A 16417-nucleotide genomic window follows, 5' to 3' on the forward strand; every position below is an offset into this window, starting at 1 on the left:
CTCGCCCGGAACGGGCGATCCCATCACTTGTCCACAACCCGTCCCGCTGACGGCGAGTTGCCCCTAGGCTGGTGGCATGGACATCGAAATACGCCCTGGCGACATCACCACGGTCGAAACCCAAGCCATCGTGAATGCGGCCAATTCCTCCCTCATGGGTGGTGGCGGCGTCGACGGTGCGATCCATCGTGCCGGTGGCCCCTCGATCCTGGACGAGTGCAAGAAAATTCGTGAGACCGATTTGCCGGACGGCCTTCCTGCCGGTCAAGCGGTCGTGACGACGGCGGGAGAGCTGCCTGCACAGTGGGTCGTCCACACCGTGGGGCCCACGTACGCCAAGACACCCGAGAAGTATCAGGAGAAAGCTCCCGTCCTGGCCTCCTGCTACCGGGCCTCGCTCCAGGCCGCTGCCGAACTCGGCGTCGAAACCATCGCATTTCCCACGATCTCCGCTGGCGTGTACGGATGGCCGATGGACGACGCGACCAGAATCGCCGTCGAGACGATCCGTTCGATGGAAGAACAAGTCGGCGACACCATTCGCACCGTGGTGCTGGTCCCTTTCGGCCAAGAGGCGGAGGATGGATACAAGGCGGCCTTGGCAGGATGAGTCTGACCGCCGCCTCCCGGTCGACGCCGATCGGGAGTCAGTCGAGGTGAAAGGACAACCATGGGAACCAGCGACGTCTTCGCGAACCTCTCCGACCAGTTGGGATGGCAGGAGGAGCTGTACAAGGACCTGCACCGCAGGCCGGAACTCGGACTGCAGGAACACCGAACCTCGGAGCGAATTCACCAGGAACTGAAGGACCTCGGCCTCGAGACGACATCGATCGGCGGGACCGGCGTCGTCGCCGTCATAGAGAACGGGGAGGGTCCCACCATCATGGCCCGAGCCGACATCGATGCGCTCCCCGTCACCGAGCGGACGGGCCTGGACTACGCCTCGGAGAACGAGGGGGTCATGCACGCGTGCGGCCACGACATGCACGTGGCGGCGCTCATGGGTGCGGTACGGATTCTGGTGCAGAACAAGAATGCCTGGGCCGGCACCTACATCGCGTTGTTCCAGCCCGCCGAGGAGAACTCCAAGGGCGCCTCGGCCATGATCGACGACGGCCTGGTGAACAAGGTCCCGCACCCCGAAGTGGTGCTGGGCCAACACGTCATGCCGAAGCCGAGCGGTCACGTCTTCACCCACGCGGGTCCCATGCTCTCCATGGCGGACTCGGTGCACATCACCATCCATGGGCGCGGGTCCCACGGCTCGATGCCTCATTTGTCCGTCGACCCTGTCGTCATCGCGTCAAGCGTTGTTCTGAAACTGCAGACGATCGTCTCGCGCGAAGTCGAGCCGGGCGAGTTCGCCGTCGTGACCGTGGGTTCCCTGACCGCGGGCACCCAGGCCAACGTGATTCCCGATCGGGCGGAACTGCGCCTCAACGTGCGCACGTATGACACGGACGTCCGCAACCGGGTCATTGCGTCGATCGAGCGCATTGTCCGTGGGGAATGCGAGGCGGCGGGCGCGCAGGACGACCCCGAATTCGAGTACTACGACCAGTTCCCCCTCACCGACAACGACGCCGACGTCACCGACCGGATCAGTCGCGCTTTCGACGCCGGCTTCGAGGCCGAAGTCCTGCAACCGGGCGCGCCCGCAACCGCGTCCGAGGACTTCAGCGAACTTCCGGACGCATTCGGGGTGCCTTACTGCTACTGGTTCTTCGGCGGAGCCGACCAGGAAAAGTACGACGACGCCGCGCGCAACGGTCGCCTACAGGAGGACATCCCGGCCAACCATTCCCCGTTCTTCTACCCGGTCATCCACCCGACCCTCGAGACGGGCACCCGCGCCCAGGTTCTCGCCGCGCTGGAATACTTGGGGAAATAGGAGGCTGTCCCGGGCACCCGTTTCGTGCGCGGCTGGCGCCCGAGGTGGCACTTTTGTGCGCTTTTGGCGGCCAAAACCGCACAAATCTGCCACCTCGCGGGTGGAGACGAGCAGAGAACGCACGGGGAACGCACGGGATTGCCACCTCGCGGGTGGAGACGGCTCTTTCGTAGCTCTGCGACCCCACTGCTTGATGTCGTTGGGTGGCGGTTGCCCGATGGAGTGGGGGTTGCCGGCCCCGCGGTCGCTCTGTGGGGGTATTGAGAGGAGCTGTTGGGCGGGGGTTACCCGATTGAGTGGCGTTGGCTGTCGTTAGGTGGCGGTTCAACCGCCACCTAACGACAGCCAACGCCACCGAGTTGGGTAACCGCCACGCAACGGGCTCCCTGGGGTGACCCGGCCGCCGCGCGCCGACCCGCGCTGACCCGGCCGCCGCGCGCCGACCCACCCAAACACCACGGACGCACGAAAACGGGCGACGCCGCGAACGGTGAGTTCGCGGCGTCGCCCGTCGCTATGAAAGAGGCGAGGCCTCCGTCGGAGGAGCCGAACTTAAGAGTTCTTGAACCGGTCGACGGCCTCCTGGATCAGGCGCTCGGCTTCCTCCTTGGAATCCCAGCCTTCGCCCTTGACCCACTTGCCGGCTTCGAGGTCCTTGTAGCGCTCGAAGAAGTGCTTGATCTCGTCCTTCTTGTAGTCCTCGATGTCGTCCAGGCTCTGGATGTTGTCGAAGCGCTTGTCGCTCGGGACGCAGAGAACCTTGGCGTCGCCGCCGGCCTCGTCGGTCATGTTGAAGACGCCGATCGGGCGGGCCTCGACGATGACGCCCGGAATGATGTCGTAGTCCATCACGACCATCGCGTCGAGGGGGTCGCCGTCCTCGCCGAGGGTGTCCTCGAAGTACCCGTAGTGCGTGGGGTACTGCATGGACGTGTAGAGGACGCGATCCAGGCGGAGGCGCCCGGTCTCGTGGTCGATCTCGTACTTTACGCGGGACCCCTGCGGGATCTCGATCGTGACATCAAGTTCCATGAATGAATCTCCTGCACACTGGCTTGTTGTGGATTTCCTGATTCCATGGCCGTTTGGCGTGCCAACGGCCTTTCTGCCTCTCAATCTATCTTCCTCCCCGCGCATTTGGGAAAACCTCGCCGAGGCAATTGCGCCTAAACTCGTGAACGAACCTCAACGGTTTCGGTCGGCCCGTACCCGGTCTGAAACCATGCCCCCACCCTCGAGGAGACCTGATGAGCACGCGTCACCCCAAGCCGCCCGAGCGGTCGAAGACATCCGACAAGTCCGAGAACTCGGGCCGGCCGAAGAGCCGCGGATGGTGGGTCGCCACGGGGATCCTGGCGGCTGGCTGCTTGGGTGTGGGCGCTTGGCTCGTGCCGACGGCCGCAGGACAGTGGGGAATGCTGACCGGTGCGGACCAGCCCAACGTCATGGACTCCGCATCCGCGGCCGAGAACCCGGTCAAGAACTTGCCCGACGACGCCGCACGCCCTGCACCGGCGGATCTCGCCGGCCCCTTGGGCGCGGCAGCCGGAAAGCTCAACGGGGGCGGCACGATGTCCTCGCAGGTGGTCGACGTCTCGAGTGGGGACGTCTTGTACTCGGACGATGCGGCGCATCCGGTTACACCGGCGTCGAACCTGAAACTCCTGACGCAATTCACGCTTCTGAGCCATACGGACCCGAATTCGAGGTACGAAACAAACTCCTACCTGTCCCAGGACTCCAAGTCGGTGAACCTGGTGGCCGGTGGCGACACCATGATCTCCGACGGTGAATCGGACGAGAACTCCGTTCTGGGGCACGCCGGCATGCGCACCCTCGCCGAGCAGACCGTGGACCGGCTCAAGAACCAGGGGGTCTCCGGGGAGCTGCCGGTGAATCTGGACGCCTCCATGTACTCGGGAGAAGCGACCAACCCGGCGTGGGACTCGGCCGATATCGATGCCGGCTACGTCACGGGTATCTCACCGATCGCCTTGTGGGACCACCACACGCAACGACCCTCGGACGGGGAGGACGTCTCCCACCGTCCGGACAATGCCGGCAAGGAAGCCCTCGACCAATACGTGAAGGCCCTCAATGAGCTGGGTGCCGACCAGGGGATCAGTTTCACGGCCGGGACCGGGTCGACCACCTCTGGTGACCAGGGCGAGGACCGCAAGCTCGGATCGGTCGAATCCGCGACCGTTCTGGAACAGGCCAAGTACATGATGGAGAACTCCGACAACGTCCTGGCCGAGGTCCTCGGTCGCAACGCGGCCGTCGCGGCAGGCAACGACGGATCCATCGAGGGGGCCATCCGGACGGTCAAGGAGACCCTGAACGCCGCCGGAATCTCCACGGACGGCCTGACGCAGAAGGACTCGAGCGGTCTCTCGGCGGACAACCGCGTCACGCCGATCACCCTGTCCCAGCTCATCGCGAACGCGACCCAATCCAAGACCGCGACGTCGGACCTTGCTGAGACCTTGCCGGTGGCCGGCGGCACGGGCACGCTGGCCGCCCGTTTCGAGGCCGACGACGCCAAGGCGGCCCAGGGCAATGCACGCGCCAAGACGGGCACGTTGCTGAAGGTCAATTCCCTGACGGGCTACACCACGACGTCGCAGGGCAGGCTTCTCGCGTACTCCTTCGTGGTCAATGACGTGACCGACGCCAAGGCCGCCACGAACACCCTGGATGCCTCGGTCGCCGCTCTCTCCGAACTCTGAGGTCGCGTTCGGCCTCGTGTGGCATGGTGGGGATCATGACCGAGAACATCATCAGTTGGAAGGCTGCCGCTTCGGCCGCGGCACGTGTGACGCCGGCAGGTCCCAAGCTCTCCGCCAGGGAGGCCGGCCGCGTCGTCGAATCGGTGAGGTACAACGCGACCGCCTCCGTGGATCATGTTCACCGGATTACCCAACTGGACGCGGCCGAGAACCTTCACGACTCGCAGGTCCTGGTGGTGGATCGGGCGGGGTGGTCGCGAGCCAACGCCCAGACCTTCTCCCATCTTCTCAACGAGCTGGTGCGAGCCGGCTTGCAAGAGAAATTCGATGACATGGGGTCGGTCGATCGCAAGGTCGCGGAAATGGGCACGGCCGTCGAGCTCGGCGGTGTCCTGTCCTTCCTCTCGAGCAAGGTTCTCGGGCAGTACGACCCGTTCGCCGCGTTGGGCGGTTTCGGTGCACCAGGTGGCCGTCTCCTGCTGGTCGCACCGAACTTGGTCATGATCGAGAGGGAGCTCAACCTCGAGCCGGAGGATTTCCGCCTGTGGGTGTGCCTCCACGAGCAGACCCACCGCGTACAGTTCGCCGCCGCACCGTGGTTGCGTGGGCACATGATCGACCTGATGTCCCAGTTGCCCGAATCCGTAGCGGGCGGAGGCAAAGAAATGGTCGACCGGCTCATCGAGGGGGCGACGGAGGCAGTGCGCACTGCCCGGAAGAAGGGCGAAACCCCTGCCGTTGGCACGGCGGCCGACGGCGAGAACAGCGAAGACGGCGAGACCGCGACCGGCACGGATGCGGTACTCAATCCCGTTCCGAAGAACCGCATGACGGCCCTGCTGGACGAGGAGTCCGCGGCGGTGTTCTCGCGGCTCACCGGGATCATGAGCCTGATGGAGGGGCACGCGAACGTCGTGATGGACGCCGTCGACGCCGAGATCGTGCCCACGGTCAAGACCATTCGCCGTCGCTTCGAAACCCGAGGACGCAACAGGGGCGCGTTCGACACCATGATCCGCAAAGCCTTGGGCATGGACATCAAGATGCGCCAGTACCGGGACGGACAGCGCTTCGTGCGCCACGTGGTCGACGAGCGCGGCATGGCGCAGTTCAACAGGATCTGGGAGGGGCTGGACAACCTGCCCAGTGAACTCGAGATCCACAATCCGAGGCTCTGGATCGACCGGGTGCTGGACGGGCGGGCGGCGTCGGACCGCCCGGCCGACACCACGGACGACGACCGCCCGGAAGGGGTGCGCTAGTGGCGCAGTCGGGGCGTGATGGTCGGCTCCATCCGTCCGTCGGATCCGCCCGCAGATGTTTCGCGGAGGTGCTCGAACGCCATGTTCCGGGCTTCCGCGCCGCCCCCACCGGGCGAACGCGGAGGAACCGCGCCGACGACACGGAGCCTCCGCTCGTGCTGGTCGCCTGCAGCGGGGGACCGGATTCCTTGGCCCTGGCCTCGATCGCCGCACACTTCGCACGCCGAGGTGATCTGCGGGTCGGCGCCGTGGTCGTGGACCACGCGCTCCAGGAAGGCAGTGCCGAACAGGCCGAACGTGCCGCACGGGAATGCGAAGAGCTGGGCCTCGCCCCGGTTCGCACGGTCCGCGCGGAGGTCGAGAGGCGTGGGATGGGCCCGGAAATGGCCGCGCGCACGGCTCGCTACGAGGCCCTGGGGCGCGTCGCGCGGGAAGAAACGGCACGAGCCGTGCTCCTCGGTCACACACTCGACGACCAGGCCGAGACCGTGGTGCTGGGCCTGGCCCGTGGGTCCGGTACCCGTTCCCTCTCCGGGATGCCGGAAGCCCGGATTCTGGAGGAGGCACGCGCCGAAGCCGGCCCGCGGCCCGATGCCGAGGCCACGGTTCGGGACGAGCCCGAGGCGCCGACTCTGGTGGTCCGACCGCTCCTCTCCCTCCGGCGTGAGGATACGCTCGCGATCTGCGAGGCCGAGGGTCTCGCGGCGTGGCACGACCCGACGAACGACCAGACCGCATTCCGTCGGAACCGCGTTCGCCACGAGATCCTGCCTTTCCTCGACGAGAGGATCGGGCCCGGGATTCCGCAGGCCCTGGCCCGGACGGCGGCGATTCTTGGCGCCGACGCGGATTTCCTCGAGCAGTGCGCCAACGACGTCGCCCGGGAGGCCGCGACGGACCCGGCCGGCTACCACCCCGTCCCTCGGGGCGAGGACACCGCGGTCGTTGCGGCCTTGTCCCTTCCGCGGTTGAGGGCGGCGCATTCCGCGATGCGTCGTCGCGTCCTGGCACGGTCCGTCGTCGACGCCGGGGGAGAGTCGCCCAGCTTCGAACGGTTGACCGCGATCGAAGAACTGGTCGCCGGGCACGGCAACGCGGGTCCGATTCAGCTGGCCGGACACGTGGCCGCCTGGCGACGTCGTCCGCTCACGGTCGAACGCGACGAGGAGAGGCCCCACGGTCCGGAGGGCGCATTGGTCCTCACCCGCCCCGTGGAGGAGGGCCGGATTCGCGTGAATGACCCGACTCATGGGGGCGGTGTGAACCCGTGACGTGCCCCGGTTGCGTCACGGGTAGAGTTGCCATGAGTCGTCGCGCTCCTCGGTATTCCGCGCCCGGCGCGAGCGGCCCCTAAGATTTCAGCGACTCGAGCAGGAGACAGCAGTGGATTCACAGGACGTCAAGGAAGATCTGAAGCATGTTCTCTTCACCAAGGAAGAGATCCAGGAGAAGATCGCCGAACTCGCGGCCCAGGTGGACAAGGACTACGAGGACAGGGAAGTCCTCCTGGTCGGTGTCCTGAAGGGCGCCGTGATGGTGATGGCCGACTTGTCCCGTGCGCTGCACGCGCATTACACGATGGACTGGATGGCTGTCTCTTCCTACGGGTCGGGCACGAAGTCCTCCGGCGTGGTGCGCATCCTCAAGGACCTGGACACGGACCTGCACGGGCGTGACGTCCTGATCGTCGAGGACATCATCGATTCCGGCCTCACACTGTCCTGGCTCAAATCCAACCTCGAATCGCGGGGCGCGAATTCGGTGGAGATCTGCGCCCTGCTGCGCAAGCCGGCCTCCGTGAAGACCGAGGTCCCCGTCAAATACGTCGGATGGGACATCGATCCCGAATTCGTGGTCGGATACGGTCTCGATTTTGCCGAGCAGTACCGCAACCTGGATTGCATCGGAACCTTGGCACCGCACGTGTATTCCTAGGGAATCCCGAGGGATTTCCCACGCTCCTCGGCGGATGTCCGCTGTGAGGTGAAGAGCGGACGCTCTTCAGCTCACGGCTGTACCCTATTGCGAGGATTCAAACTCGACCGTGATCGTTTCACGCGGAGGAAAATTAGCTTGGCTCAGCAAAACAGCAACCAGAAGAAGCCGCTCAAGGACAGGATCCTCAAGGGGCCGTATTTCTGGATCTTCCTGGCGCTTCTGGTGCTGCTTCCCGTGATCTTCGTATCCACGTCCTCCTCCACGAACCGCGTGGACACGAACGTGGGGATGGAGTTGCTCAAGGACGACAAGGTCAACGAGGCCAAGATCTACGACGGCGACCAGAAGGTCGAGCTCTCGCTCAAGGACAATTACCACGAGGGCGATCGCGACCTGGGCAAGAAGGTCGAGTTCTACTACGTCGAGCCGCGATCGGGCGACGTCGTCAAGGCCATGGACGATGCCGGCCTGAAGGGGTACACGGACCAGCCCGTTCAGAACAACTGGTTCACCTCGATGCTGGGCTTCATCGTGCCCTTCCTGCTGGTCATGCTGATCTTCTGGTTCCTCCTCTCCCGCATGGGCGGTGGCGGCGGCCAGATCATGAACTTCGGCAAGTCGAAGGCCAAGAAGTTCAACAAGGAGAACTCGCAGGTCAAGTTCGTCGACGTCGCCGGCGCGGACGAGGCGGTCGAGGAACTCCACGAGGTCAAGGAATTCCTGACCGATCCCTCTCGATTCACGTCCGTCGGGGCCAAGATCCCCAAGGGCGTGCTGCTCTACGGTCCTCCGGGTACGGGCAAGACCTTGCTCGCGAAGGCGGTTGCCGGCGAGGCGGGCGTTCCGTTCTACTCGATCTCGGGGTCCGATTTCGTCGAAATGTTCGTCGGTGTGGGCGCATCCCGCGTGCGTGACCTCTTCGAGCAGGCCAAGCAGAACGACGCCGCCATTATCTTCGTCGACGAGATCGACGCCGTGGGACGCCAGCGCGGCGCCGGCATGGGCGGCGGCAACGACGAGCGCGAGCAGACCCTCAACCAGCTGCTCGTTGAAATGGATGGGTTCGACGAGAACACCAACATCATCCTCATCGCTGCGACCAACCGTCCCGATGTTCTGGACCCCGCCCTCCTCCGTCCCGGGCGTTTCGACCGCCAGATCGGCGTGGATGCCCCGGACCTGAAGGGCCGCAAGCAGATCCTCGAGGTCCACGCACAGGGCAAGCGCCTGGCCGAGAACGTGGACATGGGCGCCGTGGCCAAGCGGACCCCGGGGTTCACGGGTGCGGACCTGGCCAACGTCATGAACGAGGCCGCTCTCCTGACGGCGCGATCCAACGCCCAGATCATCGACGACCGGGCGCTGGACGAGGCGATCGACCGCGTCATCGCCGGACCGCAGAGGCGGTCCCGGCTCATGAAGGAGCTCGAACGCAAGATCACCGCCTACCACGAAGGTGGGCACGCGCTCGTGGCCGCGGCCCTGCGCAATACCGATCCCGTCACCAAGATCACCATCCTTCCGCGCGGTCGCGCGCTGGGGTACACCATGGTCATGCCGGTCGACGACAAGTACTCGACCACCAGGAACGAGCTCCTCGACCAGCTCGCCTACGCTTTGGGCGGCCGTGCCGCGGAGGAAATCGTGTTCCATGACCCGTCCACGGGCGCGGCCAACGACATCGACAAGGCGACCGGGACAGCCCGCAAGATGGTCACCGAGTACGGCATGAGTTCCGTGATCGGGTCGGTCAAGCTGGGCTCGGGGAATTCGGAGCCCTTCATGGGGCGCGACGCCGGCTCGAGCGGGCCCGAGTACTCGGACGAACTCGCTGCCAAGATCGACGCCGAAGTCCGCACCCTGATCGACAGCGCGCACGACGAGGCCTACGAAATCCTGACCGAGAATCGCGACGTCCTGGACCGTCTCGCTTTCGAACTGCTGGACAAGGAGACCCTGAACGAGCGCGAGATCGCCGACATCTTCAAGGACGTGCGCAAGCGCCCGCTGCGCGACGTCTGGCTTTCCAAGGAGACGCGCCCGGTCTCGAGCATGCCTCCCATCACGACTCCTGCCGAGAAGGAAGAGGCCGCCGAAGCCGGCGCCGAGGATCCCGAGACCATGGCGCCCCAGGACCAGGCCGTCGCGGCCAAGCCCGAGCATCCCCTCGAGGTCCCGGAGAATTCTTCCGGCGCGGTCCCGCCCGACAACGGTCCTCAGCCGGGACCGGGCGAGCCCGGTTCCGACGAACCCGGCCAGGGTCCTGCGGGAGGTCCGAAGCCCGACGACGGCACCTCGGGCGACCAGGCGTAGCCATGGATCAGCCTCGCATCGAAGCCGCTGTCCGTGAGATCTTGGCCGCGATCGGCGAGGACCCGGACAGGGACGGTCTGAAAGATACACCGGCGCGGGTCGCGCGGTCCTACGCCGAGGTGTTTTCCGGCCTGGGCACGGATCCCACCGAACTGTTGGCGACCACCTTCGACATCGACCACTCGGAGATGGTCCTGGTCAAGGACATCGACTTCTTCTCGATGTGTGAGCACCATCTGGTGCCCTTCTACGGCCTGGCGCACGTGGCCTACATACCCGGAGCCAGCGGGCGTGTGACGGGCCTGTCCAAATTCGCCCGGCTGGTGGACCTCTACGCGAAGCGACCGCAGGTCCAGGAACGTCTCACGACCCAAATCGTCGAGGCCATCGAGGACTCCCTCGAACCAGCGGGGGCGATGGTGGTCATCGAGGGTGAGCACATGTGCATGTCGATGCGTGGTGTGCAGAAACCCGGGGCGAAGACCGTGACCTCCGCCGTGCGCGGACAGATGCGGGACACCGCGACGCGCTCCGAGGCCATGGGCCTCATCATGGGAGGCAAGAGCCGGTGACCGCATCCTCGTCCACGTCCGGATCCCTCGGTGGCGAGCTCGAACTCTCCCCGGAGCAGGAATCCGTGCGCGGTTGGGGATCGTTCGACAATCTGCCTCGCGGACGGACCCTGGTCATGGGGATCCTCAACGTCACCCCCGATTCGTTCTCCGACGGTGGGCAGCACGCCGACAGGTCCGGAGCCGTGAGACACGCTCTGGACCTGGTGCTCGCGGGCGCGGACATCGTCGACGTCGGGGGCGAGTCCACGAGACCCGGAGCCAGCCCCGTCGCGGTCCCGACCGAGCAGGACAGGATTCTGCCGGTCATCCGGGAACTGGCCGCGCGCGGCGTCGTGATGTCCGTGGACACGATGCACGGTGAGACCGCGCGTCGTGCGGTCGAGGCCGGGGCGCACATCATCAACGACGTCTCGGGCGAACGGGTCACGGACGACATGATCGACCTGGTCCGTGATACCGGCGTTCCGTATATTCTCACCCACGCCCGAGGGGACTCCCGGTCCATGGACCGTCGGGCCGTCTACGAGAACACGGTCGAGGACGTGCGGGCGGAATTGCTCGAGTGGCGCGAAAGGTTCCTGGACCGTGGCGTCAAGCGGGAACAACTGATTCTGGACCCGGGCCTGGGATTCGCCAAGGCAGGAGACCAGGACTGGGACCTGCTGGCAGGCATGGGCAGATTCACCGATATCGGGCACCCCGTTCTGATCGCGGCTTCACGGAAGAGGTTCATCGGAACCCTGATGGCCCGGTCGCGTGAGGAAAGCATCGACGAGTCGGGAGGGGCTGACCTGCAGGTTCCCCCGCCGTCGGAGAGGGACGCCGCGACCGCGGCGATCTCCGCCCTTGCCGCCGAGAGGGGAGCCTGGGCGGTCAGGGTCCACGACGCCGCCTCGAGCCGGAATGCGGTGGATGTCACCCGCAAACTGCTCGCCACAGAAGCCTCTGGTGACGCATCCTGATAGTCAACGCAGTCAATCACATCGCATAGCAATAGATATTTGCTGGACCTGAGGGGACGGACACATGACGGAGAACCTCCCGAGCAGACCCGCCGACCCGGCACCGCACGCCCCGACGCGGCAGGACCGCATCGCAATCTCCGGGATCGGAGCGGTGGGCTATCACGGGGTCTTCGACCAGGAGAAGCGCGTGGGACAGCCGTTCTTCGTGGACGTCACGCTGTTCACCGATTGCGCTCCCGCTGCTAGGACCGACGATCTCGAACACACCGTCAATTACGGCGCGGTGGCCGAGACAGTCAAGGACGTCATCGTGGGCGACCCGGTGGACCTCATCGAGACTTTGGCCGAACGCATCGTGAGCAGCCTGTTCGCGTCCTACGAGGTGTCCGCCGTCGAGGTCACCGTCCACAAACCGAAGGCCCCCATCCAAGTCACGTTCGCGGACGTTTCGGTCACGATCTACCGGGAGAAACCATGACCGTCGATTCCATCATTGCCCTCGGCTCCAATCTGGGGGAGTCTCGGGACACCCTCTCGAAGGCCATCGAGGCGCTCGCGGAGAATGACAGGATCTCAGTCGAGGACGTGTCGCCGGTTGCCGTCACGGCCCCGGCCGGAGGTCCTGAGGGGCAGCCCGATTACCTCAATCAGATCGTCAGGGTCAGTACCGGCCTGAGCCCCTTCGCCCTGTTGCGTTTCTGCCAGGGCATAGAGGAAGACTTTCACCGAGTCCGCACGGTGCGCTGGGGCCCCCGAACCCTGGACGTGGACATCGTGACCTTCGGCGACCTGTACATGGACGAGCCCGAACTGAACCTGCCCCATCCTCGTGCCGCCGAAAGGGCCTTTGTCCTAGCTCCCTGGGCGCGCATGGACCCCGACGCCGTGCTGGACGGCGTGTCCGTCGCCGAGCTGGCCGAACGGGCGGCGGATCGAGACGGTGTCCGCGGATACCTGGACGCGACGGACAAACCGGAGCCGAGTACATGAAGCCATTGCGATACAGGTGGCTCGCGCTGATTGCCGCCGTTGCACTTGCCGCGGGCGGCCTCGCGACGGGCATATGGCCGGACTTCCGAGAGGTCGGGTTCATCCTCCCCTGGCCGACGCTGGCGGTCAGTGTGCTCCTGGCGGCTGCGGCCCTCGCCCTCGGGTGGAAAGTCAGGGCGCACGTCAAGGATCCCAAGCACAAGCCCATCGAGCCGATCGTCGCGTCCAGAATCGCCGTCCTGGCCCAGACCTGCGCCGTGTACGGTGCGCTCCTCTTCGGTTGGGCCGCGGGAATCGTCGCTTACGAACTCGCTCTCCTGCGCTTCCGCCCGGCATCGGACACTTTGTTGCTGAGCCTCGCTAATGTTGTGGTGGGCGCGATGGTGTGCATCGCGGGCTGCCTCGCAGAGACATGGTGCAAGAGACCACCCGACGATTCGGACAGATCCGAATCGGACCAGGACGTCACCACTCGGCGAGGTTCGGACCAAGACATACCCGAGGGAGAAGGCGGATATGCCAGGAACCGGAGAGACTGAGAAGCACTCGGTGTCCCCGCACGAGCATTCGACGGACAACGGACCGAAGGAGGAGGTCGACCGTCCGGGCTCGGACACCTCAGGAAGCGCCCGACGTCGACACCTGGGTCCCGGGTCTCCGCGTTTTGAACGGACTCTTCGGGAACTCGACCCGTGGTCTACCGAGTGGGTCCGGCCCGACACCCGCTACCCCAAGTTGCTGTTGGTCAACGAAATCATTTGGGGAGCAGTGGTCACCGCGGCGCTGTGCATTCCCCTCGTCATGGTGAGCCTCGGATGGTGGAACTGGCCGTGGTTGTGGTTGGCCATCGCCGTGCCAGCCGCGTACGCGGTGGGCGTCGTCATCAGCGTTGCGCTCGTGCCCCGCCGTGCCCGAGCCCGCGGCTATTCCGAGCGCGACGACGACCTGCTCATCCGTCACGGCGCGATGTGGCACAAAGTCAATGCGATTCCTTACGGCCGACTCCAGACCGTCGAGGTTTCCGTCGGGCCTCTCGAGCGGAGATTCGGCCTGGCCAAGGTCGAGCTGCATACGGCGTCGTCCTCGACCGACGCGAAGATCGAGGGGATCACGGCCGAAGAAGCCGCCCGACTCCGGCACGAGCTGACCGAGCGCGGCGACAACCGACTCGCGGGGCTGTGACCGATGGACTCGCAGACTCCTGATACCCAGCGGTGGCGGCGCGTCCACCCGCTGAGCCCCTTGGCGAGATTCTGGTTCGCGATCCTGATCGCACTGTTCGCGGTCGGACGCAATTTCATCGAGGACATCTTCGAAGGCAAAACGGACGCTGAATCCCTGCGCAACAATGTCGTCGACTTTCTGACGTCATTGAACATTCTCGCCTGGCTCGGCCTGACACTCCTGATCGTGGTCGTACTGGGAGGAATGTTCCTCAACTGGTGGTTCACTCGTTTCACGGTGACCGCAGACTCCGTACGCGTGCGCCAGGGGTGGCTGTTCCGCACGGACAAGCAAGCACGTCTCGACCGCGTCCAGAGCATCGAGATCTTCCAACCGTTCATGGCACGCCTCGTGGGGCTGGCTGAGCTTCGGTTCGACGTCGCGGATTCGGGCGACGCCGCCCTCCACCTCCAGTACCTCAGGAAGAAGGACGCCGAGGCGTTGCGAGAGCAGCTCCTGGGACGTCGCAATGCGATCCGGGCCGAGGAATCGGCGTCGCCATCACTGGGCGCCGAAGCCAACAGTGCGCGGTCGGCGGGCGCCGACCAGGATTTCGATTCCGGTCGGCACGCGGCGGGCCGCCCGCAGGCCGGTCCAGAGGTGAAACCGCATCCGGAATCGGAGACCTCGGACGTGAACGAGGCCCCGCTCGCCTCCGTCGGTCCCGGCCGAGCGATCGTCTCGACGCTCCTGGGCGGAACCGGGCTCTGGTTTCTGGTCGTGCTCTGCGGTTCGTTGGCTTTCGGTCTCTTCCTGCCGGAGGTCGGGGGCTTCGTTTTCGTCCCGGCGATATTGAGTCTCGTCGGCGGTGTGTGGAGCTCGGTCAACACCGGGGCGAACTTCACGCTGACCAGGACCTGCGACGGATTCAGAATGAGATATGGGTTGACCTCCACACGTACTCGGACCCTGCCGCTGGGCCGTATCCAGGCCGTCGGCATCGACCAGCCGCTGCTGTGGAGGATCCCGGGTTGGTTCCGTGTGCGCATCAACTCCGCGGGGCTGGGGACGTCGTCGTCCGAAGAGCAGCACAGGACCCTCCTGCCCGTGGGCACGGGACAGGACCTGATGAATATCCTTCCGCACGTCGTCGAGACGTCCGAGGAAGGCGGCGTCGACGGGTACCGGCTTCGGAGCGCGCTCGAGGGCAGCGGCCCGGAGAACGGTTTCGTGGTGGCACCCCGCAGGTCCCGGTGGCTCGATCCGTTCAACTATCGGCGCAACGGCTATGCCACCACGCCGGACCTCCTGCTGCTTCGCGGAGGATGGCTCAGGCGGCGGCTCAGCGTGGTTCCGCATGAGAGGACACAATCGGTCGCCCTCGAGAGCGGCCCTCTGCTCAGGCGGCTCGGACTGGCCACCGCGAGGTTGGACTCGGTCGGCGGGGAAGTCAGCACGAAGGTCGAGCACTTGGCGACCGAGGATGTGCGTGAGATGATCCGCGAACATGCCGCGCGGGCGGCCTTCGCTCGGCGGATTTCCGCCGACACAACGCCCGGCACCCCCACGGCGCCCCGCACTGACACATCACTGACCCCGAGCGAGGACTCCGCAACATCATGAGCGAACCAGCCAACCGTCCCGGGCGCCTCGGCATCGGCGTCATCGGCGCAGGCAAGGTCGGTGCCGTTCTCGGTGCCGCCCTCCGGTCCGCGGGCCACGCGCTGGTCGGGGTCCACGCGGTGTCGGAGGACTCGCGAACCCGCGCCGAGGCTCTCTTGCCCGATGTCCCGGTTCTGCCGATTCCGCAGATCGTCGAGCGGAGCGAGGTCGTGCTCTTCGCGGTGCCGGATGACGAACTCGGCCCGCTCGTCTCGGGTCTCGCCCAGGCCGGGCACTTCACGACCGGGCAGATCCTCGTGCACACCTCCGGCCGGTTCGGTACTGACGTCCTGGAGCCGGGTCGGGAAGCCGGTGCGATTGCTCTGGCCGTGCACCCGGTCATGACGTTCACGGGACTTTCCCTGGACCTGGCGCGTTTGCACACGGCTTCCTTCGGGGTCACGGCCTCCGGCCCCTTTCTGCCGATCGCGCAGGCCCTCGTCGTCGAGATGGGCGGGGAACCCGTGGTCGTCGCGGAGGGGGACAGGCCGCTCTACCATGCCGCGCTGGCCCACGCCTCGAATCATTCGGTCACGCTCGTCGGCCAGGCCTCCCAGATCTTGGAGAGCATGGGCATCGAGAATCCCGGGGAGGTCTTGGGGCCCCTCGTCCGTGCGAGCATCGACAACGCCCTGGCCTCGGGGGACGGCGCGCTGACCGGGCCCGTGGTACGTGGAGACGCCGGAACCGTCCAGACCCATCGGGAAAACCTCGAGGGGTTCGCGACGGAGGAATCTGCCCCGGACATCGGCGCCGCCTACCTCGCCATGGCGGAGGCCAGCGCTTATCGGGCCAATCGCAGGGGAGCCCTTCCGGACGAGGCGCTCGAACGCATATTGCGTGCTCTCGGTCTCGAAAATTCGCACAAAAGTGAAAGCGGCGGCCACGAACAGTAAACTGCATTGCGGTCCGAGGCATCCCGCGC

At 65.7% G+C, this 16417-nt stretch carries 16 protein-coding genes; 15 read left to right on the forward strand and 1 reads right to left on the reverse strand.

The genetic code is table 11. From position 1 onward, the window contains the following. Nucleotides 1–76 precede the first annotated feature (76 nt). Both ACTSLZ_RS03780 and ACTSLZ_RS03785 read left to right on the forward strand, forming a co-directional pair. Complete coding sequence (locus ACTSLZ_RS03780) at nt 77–610, forward strand: O-acetyl-ADP-ribose deacetylase (RefSeq protein WP_178980314.1); 534 nt, start codon at nt 77–79, stop codon at nt 608–610. Between the two features lie 60 nt (nt 611–670). After that, nucleotides 671–1894, forward strand: a complete 1224-nt coding sequence (locus ACTSLZ_RS03785) for a M20 family metallopeptidase (protein ID WP_443095766.1) — start codon at nt 671–673, stop codon at nt 1892–1894. Nucleotides 1895–2446: 552 nt separating this feature from the next. Here ACTSLZ_RS03785 and ppa read toward each other — a convergent pair. Further along, entirely contained in the window at nt 2447–2926 is a 480-nt protein-coding gene (gene ppa / locus ACTSLZ_RS03790; RefSeq protein WP_443095767.1) for an inorganic diphosphatase, read from the reverse strand. A 215-nt stretch (nt 2927–3141) separates the two neighbouring features. Here ppa and dacB point away from each other — a divergent pair, with 215 nt between their 5' ends. The 13 genes from dacB to ACTSLZ_RS03855 all read left to right on the forward strand — a co-directional run bounded on the left by dacB (nt 3142) and on the right by ACTSLZ_RS03855 (nt 16388). After that, nucleotides 3142–4623: a D-alanyl-D-alanine carboxypeptidase/D-alanyl-D-alanine endopeptidase gene (dacB, locus tag ACTSLZ_RS03795; protein WP_443095768.1), complete on the forward strand. Its 1482-nt coding sequence runs from the start codon at nt 3142–3144 to the stop codon at nt 4621–4623. A 35-nt stretch (nt 4624–4658) separates the two neighbouring features. Then, a complete protein-coding gene (locus ACTSLZ_RS03800) occupies nt 4659–5885 on the forward strand; it encodes a zinc-dependent metalloprotease (protein WP_443095769.1) in 1227 nt (408 codons plus the stop codon). A 68-nt stretch (nt 5886–5953) separates the two neighbouring features. Next, nucleotides 5954–7156 (forward strand): tRNA lysidine(34) synthetase TilS, encoded by a 1203-nt coding sequence (tilS, locus tag ACTSLZ_RS03805; RefSeq protein WP_443095770.1) that lies wholly within the window; start codon nt 5954–5956, stop codon nt 7154–7156. Between the two features lie 112 nt (nt 7157–7268). Then, nucleotides 7269–7820, forward strand: coding sequence for a hypoxanthine phosphoribosyltransferase (gene hpt, locus ACTSLZ_RS03810; protein ID WP_129315661.1), 552 nt, complete (start codon nt 7269–7271; stop codon nt 7818–7820). Between the two features lie 138 nt (nt 7821–7958). Beyond that, nucleotides 7959–10136, forward strand: a complete 2178-nt coding sequence (gene ftsH, locus ACTSLZ_RS03815) for an ATP-dependent zinc metalloprotease FtsH (RefSeq protein ID WP_156265365.1) — start codon at nt 7959–7961, stop codon at nt 10134–10136. Between the two features lie 2 nt (nt 10137–10138). Continuing rightward, complete coding sequence (folE, locus tag ACTSLZ_RS03820; protein WP_129315660.1) at nt 10139–10708, forward strand: GTP cyclohydrolase I FolE; 570 nt, start codon at nt 10139–10141, stop codon at nt 10706–10708. Continuing rightward, on the forward strand, nt 10705–11673 hold the full coding sequence (folP, locus tag ACTSLZ_RS03825; protein ID WP_238692388.1) for a dihydropteroate synthase: 969 nt from the start codon (nt 10705–10707) through the stop codon (nt 11671–11673). The genes folE and folP overlap by 4 nt, the downstream gene beginning before the upstream one ends. A 64-nt stretch (nt 11674–11737) precedes the next feature. Further along, nucleotides 11738–12154, forward strand: coding sequence for a dihydroneopterin aldolase (gene folB, locus ACTSLZ_RS03830; RefSeq protein ID WP_178980309.1), 417 nt, complete (start codon nt 11738–11740; stop codon nt 12152–12154). Beyond that, nucleotides 12151–12666 (forward strand): 2-amino-4-hydroxy-6-hydroxymethyldihydropteridine diphosphokinase, encoded by a 516-nt coding sequence (gene folK / locus ACTSLZ_RS03835; protein ID WP_443095771.1) that lies wholly within the window; start codon nt 12151–12153, stop codon nt 12664–12666. Before folB ends, folK begins: the two co-directional genes overlap by 4 nt. Beyond that, nucleotides 12663–13205 carry a DUF3180 domain-containing protein gene (locus ACTSLZ_RS03840; protein ID WP_129315657.1) on the forward strand — a complete coding sequence of 181 codons (543 nt, stop codon included), beginning with the start codon at nt 12663–12665 and terminating at the stop codon, nt 13203–13205. The genes folK and ACTSLZ_RS03840 overlap by 4 nt, the downstream gene beginning before the upstream one ends. Further along, nucleotides 13183–13848 carry a PH domain-containing protein gene (locus ACTSLZ_RS03845; protein ID WP_238692387.1) on the forward strand — a complete coding sequence of 222 codons (666 nt, stop codon included), beginning with the start codon at nt 13183–13185 and terminating at the stop codon, nt 13846–13848. The genes ACTSLZ_RS03840 and ACTSLZ_RS03845 overlap by 23 nt, the downstream gene beginning before the upstream one ends. Before the next feature lie 3 nt (nt 13849–13851). After that, complete coding sequence (locus ACTSLZ_RS03850) at nt 13852–15453, forward strand: PH domain-containing protein (protein WP_443095772.1); 1602 nt, start codon at nt 13852–13854, stop codon at nt 15451–15453. After that, complete coding sequence (locus ACTSLZ_RS03855; RefSeq protein WP_129315655.1) at nt 15450–16388, forward strand: Rossmann-like and DUF2520 domain-containing protein; 939 nt, start codon at nt 15450–15452, stop codon at nt 16386–16388. Before ACTSLZ_RS03850 ends, ACTSLZ_RS03855 begins: the two co-directional genes overlap by 4 nt. The last annotated feature ends 29 nt before the right edge of the window (nt 16389–16417 follow it).

The organism is Rothia koreensis, assembly GCF_052232265.1.
Lineage (GTDB): Bacteria > Actinomycetota > Actinomycetes > Actinomycetales > Micrococcaceae > Rothia > Rothia koreensis.